Origin of the sequence: Streptomyces erythrochromogenes (assembly GCF_036170895.1) — a bacterium.
Taxonomy (GTDB): domain Bacteria; phylum Actinomycetota; class Actinomycetes; order Streptomycetales; family Streptomycetaceae; genus Streptomyces; species Streptomyces erythrochromogenes.
On the sequence record NZ_CP108036.1, the window covers coordinates 5,662,280 to 5,680,669 of the forward strand.

The window sequence follows — 18,390 nt, forward strand, 5'->3', positions numbered from 1 at the left end:
TCGGCTCCTCGAAACGGCGCGGCCAGGCCACGGATGTGACGCGGATTCGGTTGCGCACCGCTCTCCGGACGCTAGGAGCCAGGCGCGCAGGCTGCGATCGGGGCCGGGTGAACGGGTGAGCCACTGCTCCACACGGGTGAGCCCGCCGAGCCCGCCGAGCCCACGGGGTCTGCCGCCCCGGCTCCGGGTCCTTACGCCGCAGGAGTCGCGGCCGGAGCCGAGGGCGGGCGGCGTACGAGGAAGGCCGCGAGGGCGCCCGCGGCGAAGAGGGCGACGATCGACACCGCGGTGCCGAGCCACTGGGTACCCAGCCACTGGGTGCCGAAGTAGCCGAGGGCCACGCTGTAGCCGGCCCACGCCATGCCCGCCAGGACCGACCAGGGCAGGAACTCCGCCACCTTGCGCTGGGTTTTGCCCGCGCCCAGGGACACCACCGAGCGGCCCGCCGGGGCGAAGCGGGCGATCACCACGAGGGCGCCGCCACCGCGCGCGAGGGCCGTGCCCAGGCGCTCCTGGGCGCGCGTGAGTCGACGGGAGCGGGCGATGGCCCGGTCCAGCCGGGCCCCGCCGCGCCGGCCCAGCCGGTACGCAGCCATGTCGCCCAGCACCGACGCCGTCGTCGCGATCACGAGCAGGAGCAGGATGTCCGGCACCTGCTCGGGCCCCGGAACCGGCACCGGCCCCGCAGCCCCGGCTGCCGCCGCTGCCGCCGCTGCGGTGATCACCAGGACCCCGCTCGGCAGCACCGGAAGGAAGACGTCGAGCACGACGGACAGCGCCACCAGGGCGTAGATCCATGGACTCGCGGTCAGCGACCCCAAAGTCTCAAACAAAGCGGGACTCCCCAGTCCGGTTGACGTGCTGCGGCATGAAGCGCCGCGACGTCGCGGGGGAGCGGCAGGGGCGGCTGACAGCCATACAGCGTACGCCCGGCACTCCCGCCCCGGGCGCCCGGGGCGGATCGCACACCACAGCGGTGTCAACTCCGCCGCCGCCCAACGGGTCACGCCACCGACCCGGCCGCGCCACCGGCGCCGGCGCTACTCCGCCGCCGTGAGCTCCCGGTCCAGCACCGTCACCAATTCCGCCCGCCCTCGCTTCTTGCGCGCCTGCTCCAGCCGCAACCGCGCCGTCCGCCCGGACAACGCCAGCGTCATCAGCTGGTTCCCGAACCAGGGACCCCCCGTACGACGCCAGTTCAGCGGCGGCCGTCCCGTCCGCCCGTGCAGGGAGAAACCGCGCCCCAGCCAGCGGCCCGTCCGCGACCAGCCCAGCCGGAACCCCCACTTCACCACGGTATGAATGGAATTGTGAACCGGTGAGCAGGTCAGCTGGAACACCCGCGCCGTACTCGGTATTCGAGGCTCGGCCACATACGCGTGGTGCACGTCCCCCGACAGCACGCACACCGTCGCCGGCGCCCGGGGCCCCGTCCCCACTTCCTCGATCAGATCCGTCAGCGCCGCGAACGACGCCGGGAACGCCGCCCAGTGCTCCAGATCGCTGCGCCGCCGCAGATCCTCACCGATCCGAGCCCACCGCGGCCCGCGATCCCCGCGGCACAGCGCCGCATTCCACGTCTCCGCGTCATGGATCAGCGGCGGCATCAGCCAGGGCAGCGAGGACCCGATCAGCAGGTGGTCATAGCCCCCGTGCCCGGCGAGGGCGTTCTCCCGAAGCCACTGCTGCTCCGCCGGATCGAGCATCGCCCGCCCGTCCTCGGCCAGTACCCGGGCCGCCCGGGTGTCCACCATCAGCAGCCTGGTCCGCCCGAAGTCGCGCCGGTAGCTCCAGCGCACCGTGGCAGGGTCGGCGTCCGCCGCGGACGCGAAGGCCCGGAGGGCGTCCGTGCCGTCGGGGTCCTCGCGGACCGCTCGGTACAGCCCGTCCGCCGCCAGCTCGGCGGCCGAGAGATTGCCCAGGTGCTGGTACACCCAGTACGACATCAGGCCGCTGAGCACGCGCTCCCGCCACCACGGGGTCGCCCGCATCTCCGCGAGCCACGCCGCGCTCGTGTTCCAGTCGTCGATGACGTCGTGGTCGTCGAATATGTGCAGGCTCGGCACCGTGGAGAGCAGCCAGCGGATCTCCGGGTCGAGCCACGACTCGTAGTAGAGCCGGGTGTACTCCTCGTAGTCCGCGACCTGGGCGCCGGGCGCCTCCCGCAGATCCCGGCGGGCGGCCAGCCACTGCCGGGTCTCCCGCGACAGGGCGTCGGCGTACACCTGGTCGCCGAGCAGGAGCAGGAGGTCCGGGCGCTCCGCCTCGGGGTCGGCGGCCAGCCGCGCCGCGAGGGTGTCGAGCGCGTCCGCGCCGTGCGGCCCGTGACGGCCGGCGGGCGGCGCGGCCTGCCGGCAGGAGCCGAAGGTGACGCGCAGCCCGGGCCCGGGCGCGGGCCTGCCCGCTCCCGCCACGGCCGGAGTGGTGATCGTGCTCGGCGGGAAGCCGCTGTCGGGCAGCGGCCACACCTGCCGGCCGTCGAGCAGCACCTCATACGGCGTCGTGGCGCCCGGGGTCAGGCCGGTCACCGGCACCAGCGCGTAGTGGTGTCCGGCTATCTGGAAGGTCCGCGCGCTGCCGCCGGCCCCGCCGGTGCACCGCACTTCGGCCGTGCACGGGCGGTCGGCCTCGACCCATATCGTGGCCGCAGCGCCCGTGTCCCAGTCGACGTGGCGCAGCAGCGGCCCCAGACGCAATCCGGCCATGCAACTCCCCCTCCTCCGTAGCCCCTTCGATCACGGTACGACGGGGAGGGGGAGCCACGCCTCCCCCTGGCGGGGGAAAGATCGGCCGGCAGCGGGTCGGCAGCCGGTCAGGGGCCGGTCAGCAGCCGTTCAGGACGTTGACCAGGGCCGTCTTCTCGCCGGAGTCCATGCTCAGACCGTAGTACTGCTTCACGTTGACCCACATCCGTGCGTACGTACAGCGGTAGGACGTCCGCGAGGGCAGCCACTTGCCGGGGTCGAGGTCGCCCTTGGCCTGGTTGACGTTGTCGGTGACCGCGATGAGCTGTGGGCGCGTGAGGTCGTTGGCGAACTGCTGGCGCTTGCTCGTGGTCCAGGAATTGGCACCGGAACGCCAGGCCTCGGCGAGCGGGACGACGTGGTCGATGTCGAGGTCGGAGGCGACCGTCCAGGTGGCGCCGTCGTACTCCGAGTACCAGCTTCCGCTCACGGCGGCGCAGGAGGCGTCCTGGACGACGTTCACCCCGTCGCGCTTCAGCACGGTCTCGCGGGTGTTGCAGGAGCCGGAGACGGTGCTCCAGTGCGGGAAGAGGTCGCGGCTGTACCCGCTGGTGGAACCTTCCGTCTTCGGGGTGACCGTCGCCAGGTACGCGCGGGCGGCCGAGGCGCTCATGGGGGCGGGCGGGGCGGCCAGGGCGGTCGGGGCGTTGAGGAGGGAGGTGAGCGCCGCCAGCGCAGCTGCTGACGCGAGCACGCCAACTCGACGCGCGTAGACGTTGGGCATGAGTGCCATGAGGGGCTCCCTGGGTGCGGGGGGTCGGGCCGATTCGCCCCGGCGGGGCGTGGCCATGCTGGCGCCATCGGGTTGCGTGGGGATGGGCGCCGGGTGACAGCCTGGCGACATGGGCACGTCACATCAAGCCACGCAAGGCCCCTGATTTAAATGGAAGTTGAGGTTCCGCAGTCGTGGGGCGGTCGAGGCGGAGGAGAGGTGGGGGCAGGGCGACACAGGGCGGGACCAAAGGCCCATTCCGGCCGGCCGTCGACCTCGCGTAGTCTGTTCGGAGCAGAAGGGGAGTAGCTCTTCGCCGGACCGTCGACATACTGCTGGGTCACCCAGCCGGCGCCCGGAGGCAGGCCGCGCAGCACCAGCGGTCGGCCAGCGAGACCTTCGGCCGCAGTGTCCTGTCCCGTCGTGGGCGCGTTCCGTACGCGCACGCGCAAGCCAGGGCGCCGCCGAGCCGAAGCGACCCCTGAAACACCCCAGGTCTCTCGGTACCGATGGCGTCCTGCCCGACCGATTGAGGTTCCACCTCCGTGTTCAGCTTCAGCATCACGGCGATCGCCTTCGGCGTCGTCTTCCTTGCCGAACTCCCCGACAAGACGGCCCTCGCCGGCCTGATGCTCGGCACGCGCTACCGCGCCTCCTACGTCTTCGCGGGCGTCGCCGCCGCCTTCGCCGTGCACGTCGCCCTCGCCATCGCCGCCGGCAGCGTGCTCACCCTGCTCCCGCACCGCCTCGTCCAGGCCGTCGTCGGCATCCTCTTCCTCCTGGGCGCGGCCATGCTGCTCCTGAAGAAGGACGCCGGGGACGAGGAGGTCAAGCCGCCTGCCGACCAGTCCTTCTGGAAGGTCTCGGGGGCCGGCTTCATGCTGATCCTGGTGGCGGAGTTCGGTGACCTGACCCAGATCATGACCGCCAACCTGGCGGCACGGTACGACGACCCCGTCTCCGTCGGCATCGGCGCCGTGCTGGCGCTGTGGGCGGTCGCGGGCATCGGCATCCTGGGCGGTCGCACCCTGATGAAGTACGTGCCGCTGCGGCTCATCACCAAGATCGCGGCGGCTGTGATGGCGGCGCTGGCCGTGTTCTCGCTGTACGAGGCGATCGCGGGCTGATCAGCCCGCGGAAGGGAGGGGGGAGGGAGGCGGTGAGGGGGGCGGGCCCGGGCTCCGGCGGTGGAAACTCCGTTGCGGACGGTGCGCCCGAGCGGCACGCTCTGCGCGTGATCGACTCGACCTCCTCCGCCCCCTCCTTCACCGGCCCCGGCTCCGGCCCCGGCTCCGCGCCCGCCCCGGACCGCCGTTTCGGCTGGTCCAACATGTTCGTCGATCCCGACGCGGATCCGCGCACCGACGGGGGCTTCCGCGGCGAGCGGGACGTGCTCATCGGCTACCTCAACGACCAGCGGCTGACCCTGGAGCTCAAGTGCGCGGGCCTCGACGCCGAAGCCCTCGCGCGGCGCTCGGTGGAGCCGTCCGACCTGTCCCTGCTGGGACTCGTACGCCACCTCGCGGGTGTCGAGCAGTACTGGTTCCGGCAGGTCATGGCGGGCCAGGACATCCGCCGGCACTACCGTTCGGAGGAGGAACCCGCCGGGGAGTTCACCGGCGCGGTGGCCGACCCGGAGCTGGTCGCGGACGCGTGGGCGACCTGGCGGTCCGAGGTCGCCTTCGCGGAACGGTTCGTCGCGCAGGCTCCCGGCGTGGACGTCACGGGCGAATGCGGCGGCGAGCCGATGGAGCTCCGCGAGGTTCTGGTCCACATGATCGAGGAGTACGCCCGCCACAACGGCCACGCGGACTTCCTGCGGGAACGCATCGACGGGCGCGTGGGGCAGTAGGCACGCCCGGGCCGGGCCCCGGTGCGGGCGGGCCGGGCGCAGCGGGCGCGCGCCGCCCGGCGCACCGCCTCGCCGCGCACCGCCTTGCCGCGCAACGCCTCGCTGGGTGCCGGGTGCCGGGTGCCGGGTGCCGGGTGCCAGCAGGCTCCCGAGCCTTCGGGTGGCCGCGCTACTGCGCGGGCGCGTCCTGGGGCTCCGGTCGCAGCGTGATGCGGATCGAGCCGTCGGCGCCGGTCGTGATGTCGAGGGACGTCAGGTCCGGGACGTGCACCGTCGGGCCGTGGGCCGCGGCGCGGGGGCCCACGCCGATCACGCGCATGCCCGCCGCCCGGCCGGCGGCGATGCCCGCGGCCGAGTCCTCGAAGACGATGCAGTCGGCCGGGTCCACTCCCAGTGCGGCGGCGCCCTTGAGGAACCCCTCGGGGTCCGGCTTGCTGGCTCCGACGGACTCGGCCGTGATCCGCACCTCGGGCATAGGGAGCGCGGCGGCCGTCATCCGGGCGGTGGCCAGCGCGGCGTCGGCGGACGTGACCAGGGCGTGCGGCAGACCGCCGATCGCGGCCATGAAGGCCGGTGCCCCCGCGACCGGGACCACGCCGTCGGTGTCGGCCGTCTCGCGCGCCAGCATCTCCGCGTTCTCGGCGAGGTTGATCTCCATGGGGCGCTCGGGCAGGAGCACGGCCATGGTGGCGTAGCCCTGGCGGCCGTGGACCACCTTCAGGGCTTCCTGTGGGTCCAGCCCGTGGGAGAGGGCCCAGTCGCGCCAGCAGCGTTCGACCACCGCGTCGGAGTTGACGATCGTGCCGTCCATGTCAAGGAGCAGGGCCTTGGCGGTGAGGGCTACGGGTGCGGTGGTGGAGGTGCTGGCCGGCATTGACGGGGCTCCAGACGGGCGGGAAAAGAGAACAAGTGGTTCCGTCCACCGGTCAGGGAGTGAGGACGGAACCACTTTGTTCCCTCACGATACAAAACCGGGGACGGTCTGCGCCACTCGCGGACGTGTGACCCCCGTCGCCTGCCGCCGCGCCCCGCCCCTGCTGGGGCGTGTTCGGGCCCCTATCCCTCCAGTGCCTTGCGGGTGAGGGGCCCGTACACGCCCCACTCCTGGTCGTCGATCCCGTTGTAGTACTGGAATGTCGACAGTGCGCTCTCGACCTTCGAGTCGAACTTTCCGTGGAACCTGCCCCGGTAGAGACCCTCCGCCGCCAGCAGCCGCTGGAGCTTCTCCACCTCCGGACCCGAATCCCCGTAGCGCAGGACCGGGGCCTGAGCGGGCGGCGGCGTACTGGCGGAACGGCTCGCGCTGGGCGACGTGCTCGGCGACGGGGGCGCGGAGGAAGCGGAACGGGACGCGCTCGGCGACGGGGAAGCCGACGGCGACGACGACTTCGACGCACTCGGCGACGCGGAAGCCGACGGGGACGCACTGGCGCGGCTCGGGCTGCCCGACGGCGCGGCCGGAGCCGCGCCCACCGCGGGCGCCGACGCCTTCGCGTCCAGCAGGGTCGTGTCGCTCTCCGGGGAAGCGGGCAGCACCCACACCGCCACGGCCGTGCCACTGAGGGCCACCGCCGCCGCAGCCCCCAGCAGCAGCGCCAGCGGCCGGCGGCGGGAAGCGGAGCCGGACCGCTCCTCCGGGCCCCCGCCCCCACCCCCTCCTCCGCCGGTTGCTGGTGCGGCCGCCGGGACCGCGCGGAGCCGGACCGTCTCCGCCGGGTGCGGCGCAGGCGCCGGCCCTGCCTGCCACGGGCCGTCCTGCCACGGCCCGGCCGCGGGCGCCGCGGGTACCCCGTACGCCGGGGTGTCGTCCTCCGCGTGCACCGGCTGCGGCGCCGCCGGCGGTGGGGACACCACCCCGGACACCGGCTGCGGGGACGGCGGCACGGCCTCGGCGGCAAGCTCGCCGGGATCGGACAACGTCACGTACGGACGGATGCGCAGAGGGTTGAAAGCCACACCCGGTGCACACCCGCAGGCGGCGCCGGCAGCGTCGCAATTCGGACAGTGCTCACCGTTCACTGGGGACTCCCTCCCTGGCCATTGCCTGCGATTATGCAGACCCGCCGCAGCCCTCCCAACCACCCGAGAGGCCATAACCGGACACACCACTCAGGATGGAAATGTTGATCCGGCCGGAGGAGGAATCGATGGCTCAGGATGCGACCCAAGGTGCCGCGGACCCCGTCCCCGGCCCGCAGAAGCCCGGCCCCACAGGCGAGCACAGCTCCCGCGAGGTGCTCGTCCCCATCGGCGCCCTGCTCCTGGGCCTGCTGATCGCGGCGCTCGACCAGACCATCGTCTCCACCGCCCTGCCGACCATCGTCAGCGACCTCGGCGGCATGGCACACCTGTCCTGGGTCGTCACCGCCTACATGCTCGCCGCGACCGCAGCCACGCCCCTGTGGGGCAAGCTCGGCGACCAGTACGGCCGCAAGAAGCTCTTCCAGTACGCCATCGTCCTCTTCCTGATCGGGTCGGCGCTGTGCGGACTGGCCCAGGACATGCCCCAGCTCATCGGCTTCCGCGCCCTGCAGGGCCTGGGCGGCGGCGGACTGATCGTGCTGTCGATGGCGATCGTCGGCGACATCGTCCCGCCCCGCGAACGAGGCCGGTACCAGGGCCTCTTCGGCGGCGTCTTCGGCGCCACCAGCGTGCTGGGCCCCCTGCTGGGCGGCCTGTTCGTCGACAACCTCTCCTGGCGCTGGGTCTTCTACATCAACCTCCCCATCGGTCTCGTCGCCCTCGTCGTCATCGCCGCCGCACTCCACATCCCGGCGCGCTCCTCGAAGCACACCATCGACTACCTCGGCACCTTCCTCATCGCGTGCGTCGCCACCTGCCTCGTCCTCGTCGCCTCCCTCGGCGCCACCTGGGGCTGGGCCTCGGCCCGGATCATCGGCGTCGCCGTCCTCGGCGTCGTGCTGCTCGCCGCCTTCCTCCTCGTCGAACGCAAGGCCGCCGAACCCGTCCTGCCGCTGAAGCTCTTCCGCATCCGCACCTTCAGCCTCTGCTCGGCGATCAGCTTCGTCGTCGGCTTCGCGATGTTCGGGGCGATGGTCTACCTGCCGACCTTCCTCCAGATCGTCCAGGGCGTCTCACCGACCATGTCCGGCGTCCACATGCTGCCGATGGTCATCGGCATGCTGATCTCCTCGACCGCCTCCGGCCAGATCGTCAGCCGGACCGGCCGCTGGAAGGTCTTCCCGATCGCCGGCACCGCCGTCACCGCCCTTGGCCTGCTCCTCCTCCACCAGCTGCACCGCACCAGCTCCACCTGGGAGATGAGCGTCTACTTCTTCGTCTTCGGCGCCGGGCTCGGCCTGGTCATGCAGGTCCTCGTCCTCGTCGTGCAGAACGCCGTCAGCTACGCCGACCTCGGCGTCGCCACCTCCGGTGCCACCTTCTTCCGCTCCATCGGCGCCTCCTTCGGCGTCGCGATCTTCGGGACGGTCTTCACCAACCAGCTCGACGACAAACTGGCAGCCTCCCTGGCGGGCGTCACGCTGCCCGCCGACGCGGGCATCCCCCAACTGGAGGCGGACCCCCGGGCCATCAGCGCACTCCCCGCCGACCTCCGCCCCCGCGTGCTCGACGCCTACGCCACCGCCATCACCGACGTCTTCCTCTACACCGTCCCCATCGTCCTGGTCGCCTTCGTCCTCGCCTGCTTCCTGAAGGAGGACAAGCTCCGCGCCTCCGTCACCGCACCCGACGTGACCGAGACCCTGGCCTCCAACCCCGTCCAGCGCTCCTCCCGGGACGAGGTCGCCCGCGCGCTGTCCGTCCTCGGCACCCGCGAGGGCCGACGCCACGTCTACGAGAAGATCACCGAGAAGGCCGGCTACGACCTGCTGCCCGCCTCCAGCTGGCTGCTGCTGCGGATCAACAAATACGGCTCGGCGGAACCGGCGCTGCTCGCCGAACGCGTCAACGTGCCGGTGAAGGTCATCACGGACGCCGCCCGCCAGGTCGAGGAGCGCGGGCTCGCCGTCCGGGACGGGCTGCCGCTGGTGCTGACCGAGCGGGGCAGCGAGGCCGCCGCGAAGCTCAGCGCGGCCCGGCAGGACTCCCTCGCCGAACTCCTCGGCGACTGGTGGGGACCGGACCGGCCGACCGACCTGGTCAAGCTGGTCGAGGAGATCAACACGGAGCTGTGCGGATCCGACGCCGAAGAGCCCTACGACGCCGAGCCGCGGCGCGACCACGCCGCGCCCTAGCCGCCGCCTGCCCTCCGCGGAGCAGTCAGACCAGGCGCTTCTCGAACCAGTGCTCCGCATACGGGCCGGAGTTGTACGCGGGTATCTCGGCATAGCCGTGACGCGCATACAACGCGCGGGCCTCCACGAGATCCGACCGGGTGTCCAACCGGACCCGCTCGGCGCCCAGCGCACGGCTCTCCGCCTCCAGGACCCGGAGCAGGGCCGCCCCGCCGCCGGTACCGCGGGCGCGCCCGTCGACGTACACCCTGGTGAGCTCGGCGGTCACTGCGTCGAGCAGCCGGACCCCGCCGCACGCGAGTGCCGCGCCGTCGAGGCGGCCGACGACGAACTGCCCCGTCGGCGGTTCCAGCCCCTCGTCCGGGAAGTCCAACAGCCCCTGGTCGATCTCGGCCTCGGTGACCTCGCGTTTCCAGTACCGGCCGGCGACTTCGGCGTAGTAGGCACGGCGCAGCCGGGTGGCGTCGGCCGTCGTGAACGGCTCGGGGGACACGGTCCACGACCTGGTGACCGCGGGACCGGGAGCGAGAGTGGGTGTGGGCGTGGGTGTGGGCGTGGACCGCGGTGTGCGGTGTTCGCTGTGAGTGGTCATGGCGTCATTGTGGAGTCGGCGCGCGATCTCCCGCGTGGAATATCCACATGGACGGGCTGATGATAGGAAAAACGACCATTCCGCCTACCCGGAGGGTGTGATTCGCCATGGCAGAGCATCCGGACTGTGCCCTGATCCGCCGCGGCTACGAGGCCTTCGGCAAGGGCGACATGGAGGCGCTGGGCGCGCTCATGACCGCCGACGTCATCCACCACGTACCCGGCAACAACCCCATGTCCGGACACCACAAGGGCCGTGAGCACGTCCTCGACTTCTACCGCCGCCTCGGCGAGGAGACGAAGGGGACCTTCCAGGTGCACCTGGAATCGGTGCTCGTGGACGGGCGGGGGCACGTGATGAGCTTCCACACGGCGCGCGGTGACCGCGGCGACCGCGGCATCGAGATCCGCCAAGGCCTCTTCTTCACGATCGTCGGTCACAAGATCACCGACATCGACCAGTGCACCGCGGACATCGACGAGGAAGACGCCTTCTGGAGCTGACCCGCCCCCCCGATCGGCTCGACCTGACCTGACCTGACCTGACCTGACCGACCCGACTCCGGTCGCCCCGACCGTCCGGACCCCGGGACACCACCCGGGGTCCGGACGCTGATCGCTCAGGCCTTCTTCGGCGCCGCCTGCTGCACGACCTCGAACGACCACACCGTCGAAGCCGAGGCCGCCGGCTTCGGCCGCTCCGCGCCGGCCGCACCGCCCTGGCCGCCCTCGCCGCCGCCACCCTGGTGAGCGGCCTTCATCGGCCCCTCCATCCACGCCTGGAAGTCCTCCTCCGAACGCCACCGCGTGTAGACGAGGTACTGGTCGGTGCCCTCCACGGGGCGCAGCAGTTCGAACCACTCGAACCCGTCCGAGCTCTCCACCGTCCCGGCCCGCGAGGCGAAGCGCCGCTCCAGGACCTCCCGCTGCTCGGCGGGGACCGTCAGTGCGTTGATCTTCACGATGCTCATGGGAGCCATCCTAGGGACCCTGCGGGGGATATCGTCGTGCGCGTAAGGGAGCGCGGCAGCCAGGCGAAGTCGGGGTTGCGGTCAACAGGGTGGGAGGCCGGCGAGGCGTGGCTAACGCGGCGGAGCACAGCACAGCGAACGGACATGCCGGGGTCATAGGCGGCAACAGCAGGCTCGGCGCGGCGCGGCTCCTCCTGTGGGCGCTGGCCGGCGCCCTCGCCGTCAGACAGGCCGTCGCGGTGCTGCGCGTGCCACCGGCCGAGTGGCTGGGCGGCTTCCACCTCCCCGGCACCCTCCCGGGTGCGGGCGGCCCGGCCGTCGGCTCGGTCTACGACGTCGGACAGTTCGCCCGCACCCCCTTCGCCGGGCTGGTCCTCAAGCCGCTCGCCGGTCTCGCCGCCCCCTCCCTGGAGGTCGCCTGGACCTGCGTGACGCTGCTGTTCGTCGCCGCCATCGGGCTCGTCGCCGCCCGCGGCCTGCCCGACCCCGTGCCGCGGCGCACCGCGCTGCTCGCCGCGCCCGTCCTGACGGCCCTGATGATGGTCTCGCTGCCGGTCCGCGAGGCCGCCTCACCCGGCCGGACGGCCGTCGTCCCCGTCCTGCTGCTGCTCCTCGCGGTCTTCCGGGTGCCCGGAGACCGGCCCGCCGGCGTCCTCGTCGGCCTCGCCGCCGCGCTCCAGCCGGCGCTGCTGCTCTTCGCCCCGCTGCTGTGGCTGACCGGACGCCGCCCCGCCGGCCGCACCGCCGCCGTGACCTTCGCCGCGGCCACCGCCCTGTCGTGGGCGGCCCTGCCGCGCGACTCCTGGACGTACTGGGTGCACCACCTGGGCGGCACCGGCCTCGGCGGCGCCCCCGACGGCCTCGCCAACCAGTCCGTGCACGGCGCCCTGCTGCGCCTCGGCCTGACCGGACCGGCCGAAGTCCTGCTCTACGCCGCCCTCGCGGGCGCCATCGTCTGGGTCGGCCTGCGCCGCGCGGTCCGCTACGCCCGCGACGGCCAGCTGCTGCTCGCCGTCGCCGTCACCGGCTGCGTGGCCGTCGCCGTGTCCCCGACCGGCTGGCGCCACCAGCTGCTGTGGGTGCTGCTCGCCGTCGCCGGCAAGGTGGGCAAGCGCGCCGCCGACCGGCGCGTGTGGCCGGTGGCCGTGGTCCTCGCCATGACCCTGCCGAGCGCGGTGCTGCTGCCGAACCTGACCGCGCTGGCGCCCGTACGCGACAACGTGCTGCTGCTCACCGCGGTGGCGGCGGCCTGCGCGGTGCCGTTCCTGCCCCGCTCGTCCCCGTACTGGCGCGATCCCGTGCCGACGGACTACGGGCGGCCGGCGGCGGCCCGCTGGTCGCGCGTGCCGCTGCTGCCGTTCTGGCGGCGCGTGCTGTCCCGCCCGAACCTGCTGCTGGAACTCCTGCTGATACGGGTCGGCTACTCGCTCTACTCCCACATCCGGGCGGCCGCCCCCACCAGCCGCTCCCTCGCCGAGGGCAACGGCAGCCAGATCCTCGGGATCGAGAAGGCGCTGGGCCTCGACATCGAGCACGCCGTGAACCACGCCGTGGTGGCAACGCCCTGGCTGGAGGCCTTCTTCGACTTCTACTACACCTCCTTCCACTTCGTGGTCCCGCTGACGATCCTGGCGGTCCTCTACTGGCGGCGCCCCGGCGACTACCGCTGGGCCCGGGCCTCCCTGGGCCTGGCCACCGTCCTCGCCCTCGCCGGGTTCTGGCTGTACCCGCTCGCCCCGCCGCGCCTGATGCCCGGCCTCGGCTTCGTCGACACCGTGCACGGTCCGCAGGACCTGGCCAACCCGTCGTACGGGGCCATGACCGCGATCTCCAACCAGTACGCGGCGATGCCCTCGCTGCACTTCGGCTGGTCGCTGTGGTGCGGGATCGTGATCGTGGTGCTCGCCCCGAAGGGCTGGCAGAAGCTGCTGGGGGCACTGCACCCGCTGATCACGGTGTGCGCGATCGTCGCCACCGCCAACCACTGGGTGCTGGACGCGGTCGGCGGCGCGGTCGTCGTGACCGCCGGCTTCGGACTCGTGCACGTCCTGTCGGGTCCGCGCGGCCTGCACCCGAACGTTCCGGCGCAGCCGGGCGGGGACGGTGCGCTGCGGGCCGCTGCCACCGCACCCGGGACGGCGGCGGCGACGGCGACGGCGGCCGAGCCCGTCGCAGGGTCGCGCCCCTGAGCCCCGGGTCCCCGTTCCCAGGGTCCCCGTCCCCGTCCCCGTTCCCGTTCCCGTGCCCTGTCAGCTTCCGCCGCGCCGCCTGCGCAGCAGCGTCCGCAACGGTCCCGGACTCTCGTACCCGACCCGCCGGGCGACGACCGCCAGCGGCAGGTCCGTGGTGCGCAGCAGGTGTTCGGCCTGCTCCACCCGCAGGTCCTGGACCAGCCCGACGGGAGTGCGGCCGAGGGTGCGGGCGACCGCGCGCTGGAGGGTCCGCTCGCTGACGCCGAGCTCCCGCGCCGCGTCCGCGATCGGCGCCGGCTCCGCGAGCCGGGTCCGCGCCCACTGCTCGAAGGCGGCGACGAGCGGGTCGTGGCGGGCGAGGGCGCTGGGAATGGCGTACGCCGCCTGTGAGGCCCGGTCGTCGACGACCAGGTAGTGCCGGACCAGATCCGCGAGGGCGGGGCTGCGCGTGCCGACGATCGCCAGGGCCAGGTCGAGGTGGCCGAACGCGGCGCCCGCCGTGGTGACCCCGCCGGAGCTGACGACCATCCGGGTCTCGTCGAGCGTGACCTTCCGGTACCGGTCCCGGAAGAAGGGGGCCAGCCACCAGCTGGTCGTCGCCCGCCGGCCGTCCAGCACCCCGGCCTCGGCCAGCAGGAACGTTCCCGTGCAGGAGGTGGCGAGCGGAGTGCCGCGCTCGCGGGCCTCGGCCAGGACCCTGCGGGCCGGCCGGCACGCGGCCGACGCGACGGCCTCGACCAGGGCCTCCGGGCGGCGCTCCATCAGCGCGGGCACCACCAGCAGGTCGGCGTCCTCGGCTACGGAGACCGGCTCGGTGTCGATGCGGTGGCCGAGCCCGGTGGCCGGCCACCCGGCCGCGCAGCACGTCGGCGGTGTGCAGCACGTCCAGGACGGCCGAGATGCCCGAGTCGAAGACCCCGTCGAGGGCCAGTACGGCGACTTTCACCGCTCCACGGTAGCGCGGACGGCCTCGGTGAGGGTGTCGGAAACCGTGCGGAAGCTGCCGGATCCGACACTCCCGATCGGCCCGGCCCGTGCCTAGGGTCGTTGCCATGACCACGTATGAGACCAGCGCCTCGCCCGCGACCGGCGCCCCGCCCGCGACCGGCGCCCCGCTCCGCAGCCGTACGCACACCTGGCAGCCGCGTCCGGAGACGACCCCGGAGATCCTCGGCATGAGCGGACTGGAGATCCTCCGGGCGAGCCTCAAGGGCGAACTGCCCGGCGCGTCGATGATGAGCACCCTGGGCTTCCGGCTCACCGAGGCCGCCGAGGGCGTCGCCGTCTTCGAGGGGGACCCGGGCGACCACCTGCTCAACCCCATGGGGACGGTGCACGGCGGATTCCTGGCCACCCTGCTCGACTCGGCGCTCGGCTCGTCCGTGATGACCCTGCTCCCGGCCGGCACCGCCTACACCACGGTGCAGCTCGGGGTGCACATGATCCGGCCGGTGATGGCGGACACCCCCACCCTGCGCTGCGAGGGAACCGCCCTGCACGTGGGCCGGACCACCGCCACCGCCGAGGCCCGGGTGACCGGCACGCACGACGGCAAGCTCTACGCCCACGCCACCACGACCTGCGCGATCCTGCGCATGGGCTGACGCGGGTCGGGCCCGCCACGGACGCACGGACCGCCCGGACCGCCCGGACCGCCCGGACCGCACGGACCGCCCGGACCGCCCGGACCGCACGGGCCGAAGGGGCGCCGGGGCGCACATCGCCCCGGCGCCCCTTCGGCTGGATCGCCGCGTGAGTAAGGATCACCCCGTTCGGGTGGGTCCGCCACTCGAACGGCGTACCGGAGCGACCAGCGGACGGCAGGGGCCGGGGCGTGGGAGGAGCGGCCCCTGCCGTCCTGGGTCACGGGTCAGCCGTGGCTGACCCGGAGTTCCTTGATGCCGTTGAGCCAGGCGGCCCGCAGTCGGCGCGGGCCCTCGCCGGCCAGCCGCAGGTCGGGCAGCGCGTCGGCCAGGGCGTTGAAGATCAGGTCGATCTCCATCACCGCCAGGGACTTGCCGAGGCAGAAGTGCGGACCGCCGCCGCCGAAGCCCAGGTGCGGGTTCGGGTCGCGGGTGATGTCGAAGACGTCCGGGTTCTCGAAGACCTCGGGGTCGTGGTTGGCGGAGGAGTAGAACATCCCCACCCGGTCTCCCGCCTTGATCTTCTGGCCGCCCAGCTCGGTGTCCTGGGTGGCCGTGCGCTGGAAGGACACCACCGGGGTGGCCCAGCGGACGATCTCCTCCGCGGTGGTGGACGGCCGGGTCGCCTTGTAGAGCTCCCACTGCTCGGGGTGGGTCAGGAAGGCGTGCATGCCGTGGCTGATGGCGTTGCGCGTGGTCTCGTTGCCCGCGACCGCCAGCAGCAGCACGAAGAAGCCGAACTCGTCGGAGCCGAGGTTGCCCTGGCCCTCGGCGGCCACCAGCTGGGTGACGATGTCCTGGGCCGGGCACTCCTTGCGCTGCGCGGAGAGGTTCATCGCGTAGCCGATGAGCTCCATGGCGGCGTTGGAGCCGACCTCGGCCGTGATCGCGTACTCCGGGTCGTCGTAGGCGATCATCTTGTTCGACCAGTCGAAGATCTTGGAGCGGTCCTTCTGCGGTACGCCGATCAGCTCGGCGATGGCCTGCAGCGGGAGCTCGCACGCCACGTGCGTGACGAAGTCGAAGCTCCCGTCGGCCGCTGCCGCCGAGGCCTCCTCGACGATCTTCCGCGCCCGGTCGCGCAGGGCCTCCTCCAGTCCGCGGATGGCCCGCGGGGTGAAACCGCGCTGCACGATCTGGCGTACGCGGGAGTGTTCCGGCGGATCCATGTTCAGCATGATCAGCCGCTGGGCGTCTATCGCATCACGCTGGATGTGCTCGTTGAAGCGGATGATCGCGGTGTTGGTGGTCGAGGAGAACAGCTCGGGGTGCGTGGAGACGTACTTGACGTCCGCGTGCCGGGTCACGGCCCAGTAGCCCTCGTCGTCGAAACCGGTGACCCCCCGCCGCTGCGGGCACCACCACACGGGGGCGGTCTGCCGCAGCCGGGCGAACTCCGGGTAGGGGACCCGGCTCTGGAGGAGGTCGGGGTCGGTGGCGTCGAAGCCATCGGGGAGCGCGGGGCAGGACATCGGGCAACTCCAAAGTCTGACGGACCATCAGAAGTTGGCTTGAAGGTAGTAACGAGTTCTAGAAGTGACAAGGGTCGGCGCGCCAACTGTTGCGTGTGGAATCCGTGCAGGGCGCGTGCAAGACCCTTGCGTGCGGGGCCCCAGGTCATAAGACTGCGGATAGAACTAGAACGCGTACTAGTTCGAGGCGGGGCGCCGGGACGGCCCGCCGCGCTGGCGCTGTGCAGGAGAGGACGAGCTCATGGCCGCGGAACCCGTCATCGTCGAAGCCGTACGCACCCCCATCGGCAAGCGCGGAGGCGCGCTCGCCAACCTCCATCCCGCCTACCTGCTCGGTGAGACCTACCGCGAACTCCTCGCCCGTACCGGAATCCAGCCGGACTGCGTCGAGCAGATCGTCGGCGGCACCGTCACCCATGCCGGCGAGCAGTCCATGAACCCCGCCCGCAACGCCTGGCTCGCCATGGGGCTCCCGTACGAGACCGCCGCGACGACCGTGGACTGTCAGTGCGGCAGCTCGCAGCAGGCCAACCACATGGTCGCCAACATGATCTCCGGCGGTGTCATGGACATCGGCATCGCCTGCGGGGTCGAGGCCATGAGCCGCGTGCCGCTGGGTTCGGGCTCCAAGCACGGCCCGGGCAAGCCCTTCCCGGACGAGTGGAACGTCGACCTCCCCAACCAGTTCGAGGCCGCCGAACGCATCGCCCGCAACCGGGGCCTGACCCGCGAGGACGTCGACCGCCTCGGACTGCTCTCCCAGGAACGGGCCCAAGCCGCCTGGGCCGAGGAGCGCTTCAAGCGCGAGACCTTCGCCGTGCAGGTGCCGACCACGGAGGAGGAGCAGGCCGCCGGACAGGGCATGTGGCGCCTGGTCGACCGGGACGAGGGCCTGCGCGACACCAGCATGGAGGCCCTGGCCCGGCTCAAGCCCGTCATGCCCACCGCCGTGCACACCGCGGGCAACTCCTCGCAGATATCCGACGGCGCCGCGGCCGTGATGTGGGCCTCGCGCAAGATGGCCCGCGCCCTCAAGCTCAAGCCGCGCGCCCGGATCGTCGCCCAGACGCTCGTCGGCGCCGACCCCCACTACCACCTCGACGGGCCGATCGACGCAACGCGGGCCGTGCTCGGCAAGGCCGGCGTGTCCCTCAAGGACATCGACCTCGTCGAGATCAACGAGGCCTTCGCCTCCGTCGTCCTCAGCTGGGCCAAGGTCTTCGACCAGGACCTGGAGAAGGTCAACGTCAACGGCGGCGGCATCGCCCTCGGCCACCCCGTCGGCGCCACCGGTGCCCGCCTGATCACCACCGCACTGCACGAGCTGGAACGCCGCGACAAGGAGTTCGCCCTGATCACCATGTGCGCCGGCGGCGCACTGGCGACCGGGACGATCATCCAGCGCCTCTGACCGCGCCCGCGCGCACACCCCGCGCGCAGGGCGCCCGCGATCCCTTGGGATGGGATGCAGAAGGCCCCGGTGGCCGGACCTGGGGAGGCCGGCCACCGGGGCCTTCGAATGTCTTGCTGCTACTGCTACTGCTACTGCTACTGCTGCGGCCGGTGCCGGCTTAGTACCAGTGGTTGGCCTGCCAGAAGTTCCAGGCCTGGACCGGGCTGCCGTAGCGCTCGTTCATGTAGTCCAGGCCCCACTTGATCTGGGTGGCCGGGTTGGTCTTCCAGTCGGCGCCCGCGGAGGACATCTTCGAGGCCGGCAGGGCCTGGACCAGGCCGTACGCGCCGGAAGAAGAGTTGGTCGCGGTGTGGTTCCAGCCGCTCTCGTGCGAGACGATCTTGTCGAAGGCCGCGAACTGCGCCGGGTCCTTGATCATCTGCTGCGCGATCGCCTTCGCACCCGTCGGAGCGGCCTGCGCGGGAACCGCGGCAAGCATGGAACCGGCGACGCCCAGGGCGAGGACGGAACCCACGAGGGTCTTCTTGGAAGCGGCGATGCGGCGGATGACAGTGTTGGACACGGATGAACCTTCCGAAGGGG

17 protein-coding genes are annotated in these 18,390 nt (G+C 72.3%); 7 read left to right on the forward strand and 10 right to left on the reverse strand.

Annotated features, from left to right (window positions below; translation table 11 throughout):
* Positions 1-191 precede the first annotated feature (191 nt).
* The 3 genes from OHA91_RS25915 to OHA91_RS25925 all read right to left on the reverse strand — a co-directional run bounded on the left by OHA91_RS25915 (position 192) and on the right by OHA91_RS25925 (position 3,468).
* Entirely contained in the window at positions 192-833 is a 642-nt protein-coding gene (locus OHA91_RS25915) for a DedA family protein (RefSeq protein WP_031146014.1), read from the reverse strand.
* Positions 834-1,040: 207 nt separating this feature from the next.
* Positions 1,041-2,705 carry an alkaline phosphatase D family protein gene (locus OHA91_RS25920; RefSeq protein WP_328740116.1) on the reverse strand — a complete coding sequence of 555 codons (1,665 nt, stop codon included), beginning with the start codon at positions 2,703-2,705 and terminating at the stop codon, positions 1,041-1,043.
* 118 nt (positions 2,706-2,823) lie between these two features.
* On the reverse strand, positions 2,824-3,468 hold the full coding sequence (locus OHA91_RS25925) for an HNH endonuclease family protein (RefSeq protein ID WP_266502677.1): 645 nt from the start codon (positions 3,466-3,468) through the stop codon (positions 2,824-2,826).
* Positions 3,469-4,001: 533 nt separating this feature from the next.
* Here OHA91_RS25925 and OHA91_RS25930 point away from each other — a divergent pair.
* Positions 4,002-4,583, forward strand: coding sequence for a TMEM165/GDT1 family protein (locus OHA91_RS25930; protein ID WP_328740117.1), 582 nt, complete (start codon positions 4,002-4,004; stop codon positions 4,581-4,583).
* A 203-nt stretch (positions 4,584-4,786) separates the two neighbouring features.
* Entirely contained in the window at positions 4,787-5,308 is a 522-nt protein-coding gene (locus OHA91_RS25935) for a DinB family protein (protein WP_031146024.1), read from the forward strand.
* A gap of 169 nt (positions 5,309-5,477) precedes the next feature.
* Here OHA91_RS25935 and OHA91_RS25940 read toward each other — a convergent pair whose 3' ends face one another.
* Complete coding sequence (locus OHA91_RS25940; RefSeq protein WP_031146026.1) at positions 5,478-6,182, reverse strand: HAD-IA family hydrolase; 705 nt, start codon at positions 6,180-6,182, stop codon at positions 5,478-5,480.
* Positions 6,183-6,364: 182 nt separating this feature from the next.
* Positions 6,365-7,264: a peptidoglycan-binding domain-containing protein gene (locus OHA91_RS25945; RefSeq protein WP_328740118.1), complete on the reverse strand. Its 900-nt coding sequence runs from the start codon at positions 7,262-7,264 to the stop codon at positions 6,365-6,367.
* A 191-nt stretch (positions 7,265-7,455) separates the two neighbouring features.
* On the opposite strand from OHA91_RS25945, the gene OHA91_RS25950 reads away from it, so the two are divergent.
* Positions 7,456-9,525, forward strand: coding sequence for an MFS transporter (locus OHA91_RS25950; protein WP_328740119.1), 2,070 nt, complete (start codon positions 7,456-7,458; stop codon positions 9,523-9,525).
* Positions 9,526-9,550: 25 nt separating this feature from the next.
* Here OHA91_RS25950 and OHA91_RS25955 read toward each other — a convergent pair whose 3' ends face one another.
* Positions 9,551-10,117, reverse strand: coding sequence for a GNAT family N-acetyltransferase (locus OHA91_RS25955; RefSeq protein WP_078959038.1), 567 nt, complete (start codon positions 10,115-10,117; stop codon positions 9,551-9,553).
* Positions 10,118-10,224: 107 nt separating this feature from the next.
* On the opposite strand from OHA91_RS25955, the gene OHA91_RS25960 reads away from it, so the two are divergent.
* Entirely contained in the window at positions 10,225-10,620 is a 396-nt protein-coding gene (locus OHA91_RS25960; RefSeq protein WP_031146033.1) for a nuclear transport factor 2 family protein, read from the forward strand.
* 116 nt (positions 10,621-10,736) lie between these two features.
* Here the strand turns inward: OHA91_RS25960 and OHA91_RS25965 are convergent, their stop codons facing one another.
* The gene (locus OHA91_RS25965) at positions 10,737-11,087 is read right to left on the reverse strand and encodes an antibiotic biosynthesis monooxygenase family protein (protein WP_031146035.1); all 351 of its coding nucleotides are present in this window, start codon (positions 11,085-11,087) and stop codon (positions 10,737-10,739) included.
* Positions 11,088-11,194: 107 nt separating this feature from the next.
* On the opposite strand from OHA91_RS25965, the gene OHA91_RS25970 reads away from it, so the two are divergent.
* Positions 11,195-13,276 (forward strand): bifunctional glycosyltransferase 87/phosphatase PAP2 family protein, encoded by a 2,082-nt coding sequence (locus tag OHA91_RS25970; RefSeq protein WP_328740120.1) that lies wholly within the window; start codon positions 11,195-11,197, stop codon positions 13,274-13,276.
* Positions 13,277-13,336: 60 nt separating this feature from the next.
* Here OHA91_RS25970 and OHA91_RS25975 read toward each other — a convergent pair whose 3' ends face one another.
* Positions 13,337-14,056: a GlxA family transcriptional regulator gene (locus OHA91_RS25975; RefSeq protein ID WP_328740121.1), complete on the reverse strand. Its 720-nt coding sequence runs from the start codon at positions 14,054-14,056 to the stop codon at positions 13,337-13,339.
* Between the two features lie 275 nt (positions 14,057-14,331).
* Here OHA91_RS25975 and OHA91_RS25980 point away from each other — a divergent pair, with 275 nt between their 5' ends.
* Positions 14,332-14,883 carry a PaaI family thioesterase gene (locus OHA91_RS25980; RefSeq protein WP_266501647.1) on the forward strand — a complete coding sequence of 184 codons (552 nt, stop codon included), beginning with the start codon at positions 14,332-14,334 and terminating at the stop codon, positions 14,881-14,883.
* A 266-nt stretch (positions 14,884-15,149) separates the two neighbouring features.
* Here OHA91_RS25980 and OHA91_RS25985 read toward each other — a convergent pair whose 3' ends face one another.
* On the reverse strand, positions 15,150-16,394 hold the full coding sequence (locus tag OHA91_RS25985; protein ID WP_031146040.1) for a cytochrome P450: 1,245 nt from the start codon (positions 16,392-16,394) through the stop codon (positions 15,150-15,152).
* Positions 16,395-16,635: 241 nt separating this feature from the next.
* Here OHA91_RS25985 and OHA91_RS25990 point away from each other — a divergent pair, with 241 nt between their 5' ends.
* A complete protein-coding gene (locus tag OHA91_RS25990; protein WP_328740122.1) occupies positions 16,636-17,805 on the forward strand; it encodes a steroid 3-ketoacyl-CoA thiolase in 1,170 nt (389 codons plus the stop codon).
* Between the two features lie 160 nt (positions 17,806-17,965).
* Here OHA91_RS25990 and OHA91_RS25995 read toward each other — a convergent pair whose 3' ends face one another.
* Positions 17,966-18,370 carry an aggregation-promoting factor C-terminal-like domain-containing protein gene (locus OHA91_RS25995; RefSeq protein ID WP_031146042.1) on the reverse strand — a complete coding sequence of 135 codons (405 nt, stop codon included), beginning with the start codon at positions 18,368-18,370 and terminating at the stop codon, positions 17,966-17,968.
* Positions 18,371-18,390 lie beyond the last annotated feature (20 nt).

Excerpts from the sequence above, each read along its gene's own strand:
- OHA91_RS25920 (WP_328740116.1), bottom strand. The coding sequence starts at position 2,705 with ATGGCCGGATTGCGTCTGGGGCCGCTGCTGCGCCACGTCGACTGGGAC.
- OHA91_RS25925 (WP_266502677.1), bottom strand. The coding sequence starts at position 3,468 with ATGCCCAACGTCTACGCGCGTCGAGTTGGCGTGCTCGCGTCAGCAGCT.
- OHA91_RS25935 (WP_031146024.1), top strand. The coding sequence starts at position 4,787 with ATGTTCGTCGATCCCGACGCGGATCCGCGCACCGACGGGGGCTTCCGC.
- OHA91_RS25940 (WP_031146026.1), bottom strand. The coding sequence starts at position 6,182 with ATGCCGGCCAGCACCTCCACCACCGCACCCGTAGCCCTCACCGCCAAG.
- OHA91_RS25950 (WP_328740119.1), top strand. The coding sequence starts at position 7,456 with ATGGCTCAGGATGCGACCCAAGGTGCCGCGGACCCCGTCCCCGGCCCG.
- OHA91_RS25955 (WP_078959038.1), bottom strand. The coding sequence starts at position 10,117 with ATGACCACTCACAGCGAACACCGCACACCGCGGTCCACGCCCACACCC.
- OHA91_RS25960 (WP_031146033.1), top strand. The coding sequence starts at position 10,225 with ATGGCAGAGCATCCGGACTGTGCCCTGATCCGCCGCGGCTACGAGGCC.
- OHA91_RS25965 (WP_031146035.1), bottom strand. The coding sequence starts at position 11,087 with ATGAGCATCGTGAAGATCAACGCACTGACGGTCCCCGCCGAGCAGCGG.
- OHA91_RS25980 (WP_266501647.1), top strand. The coding sequence starts at position 14,332 with ATGACCACGTATGAGACCAGCGCCTCGCCCGCGACCGGCGCCCCGCCC.
- OHA91_RS25985 (WP_031146040.1), bottom strand. The coding sequence starts at position 16,394 with ATGTCCTGCCCCGCGCTCCCCGATGGCTTCGACGCCACCGACCCCGAC.
- OHA91_RS25990 (WP_328740122.1), top strand. The coding sequence starts at position 16,636 with ATGGCCGCGGAACCCGTCATCGTCGAAGCCGTACGCACCCCCATCGGC.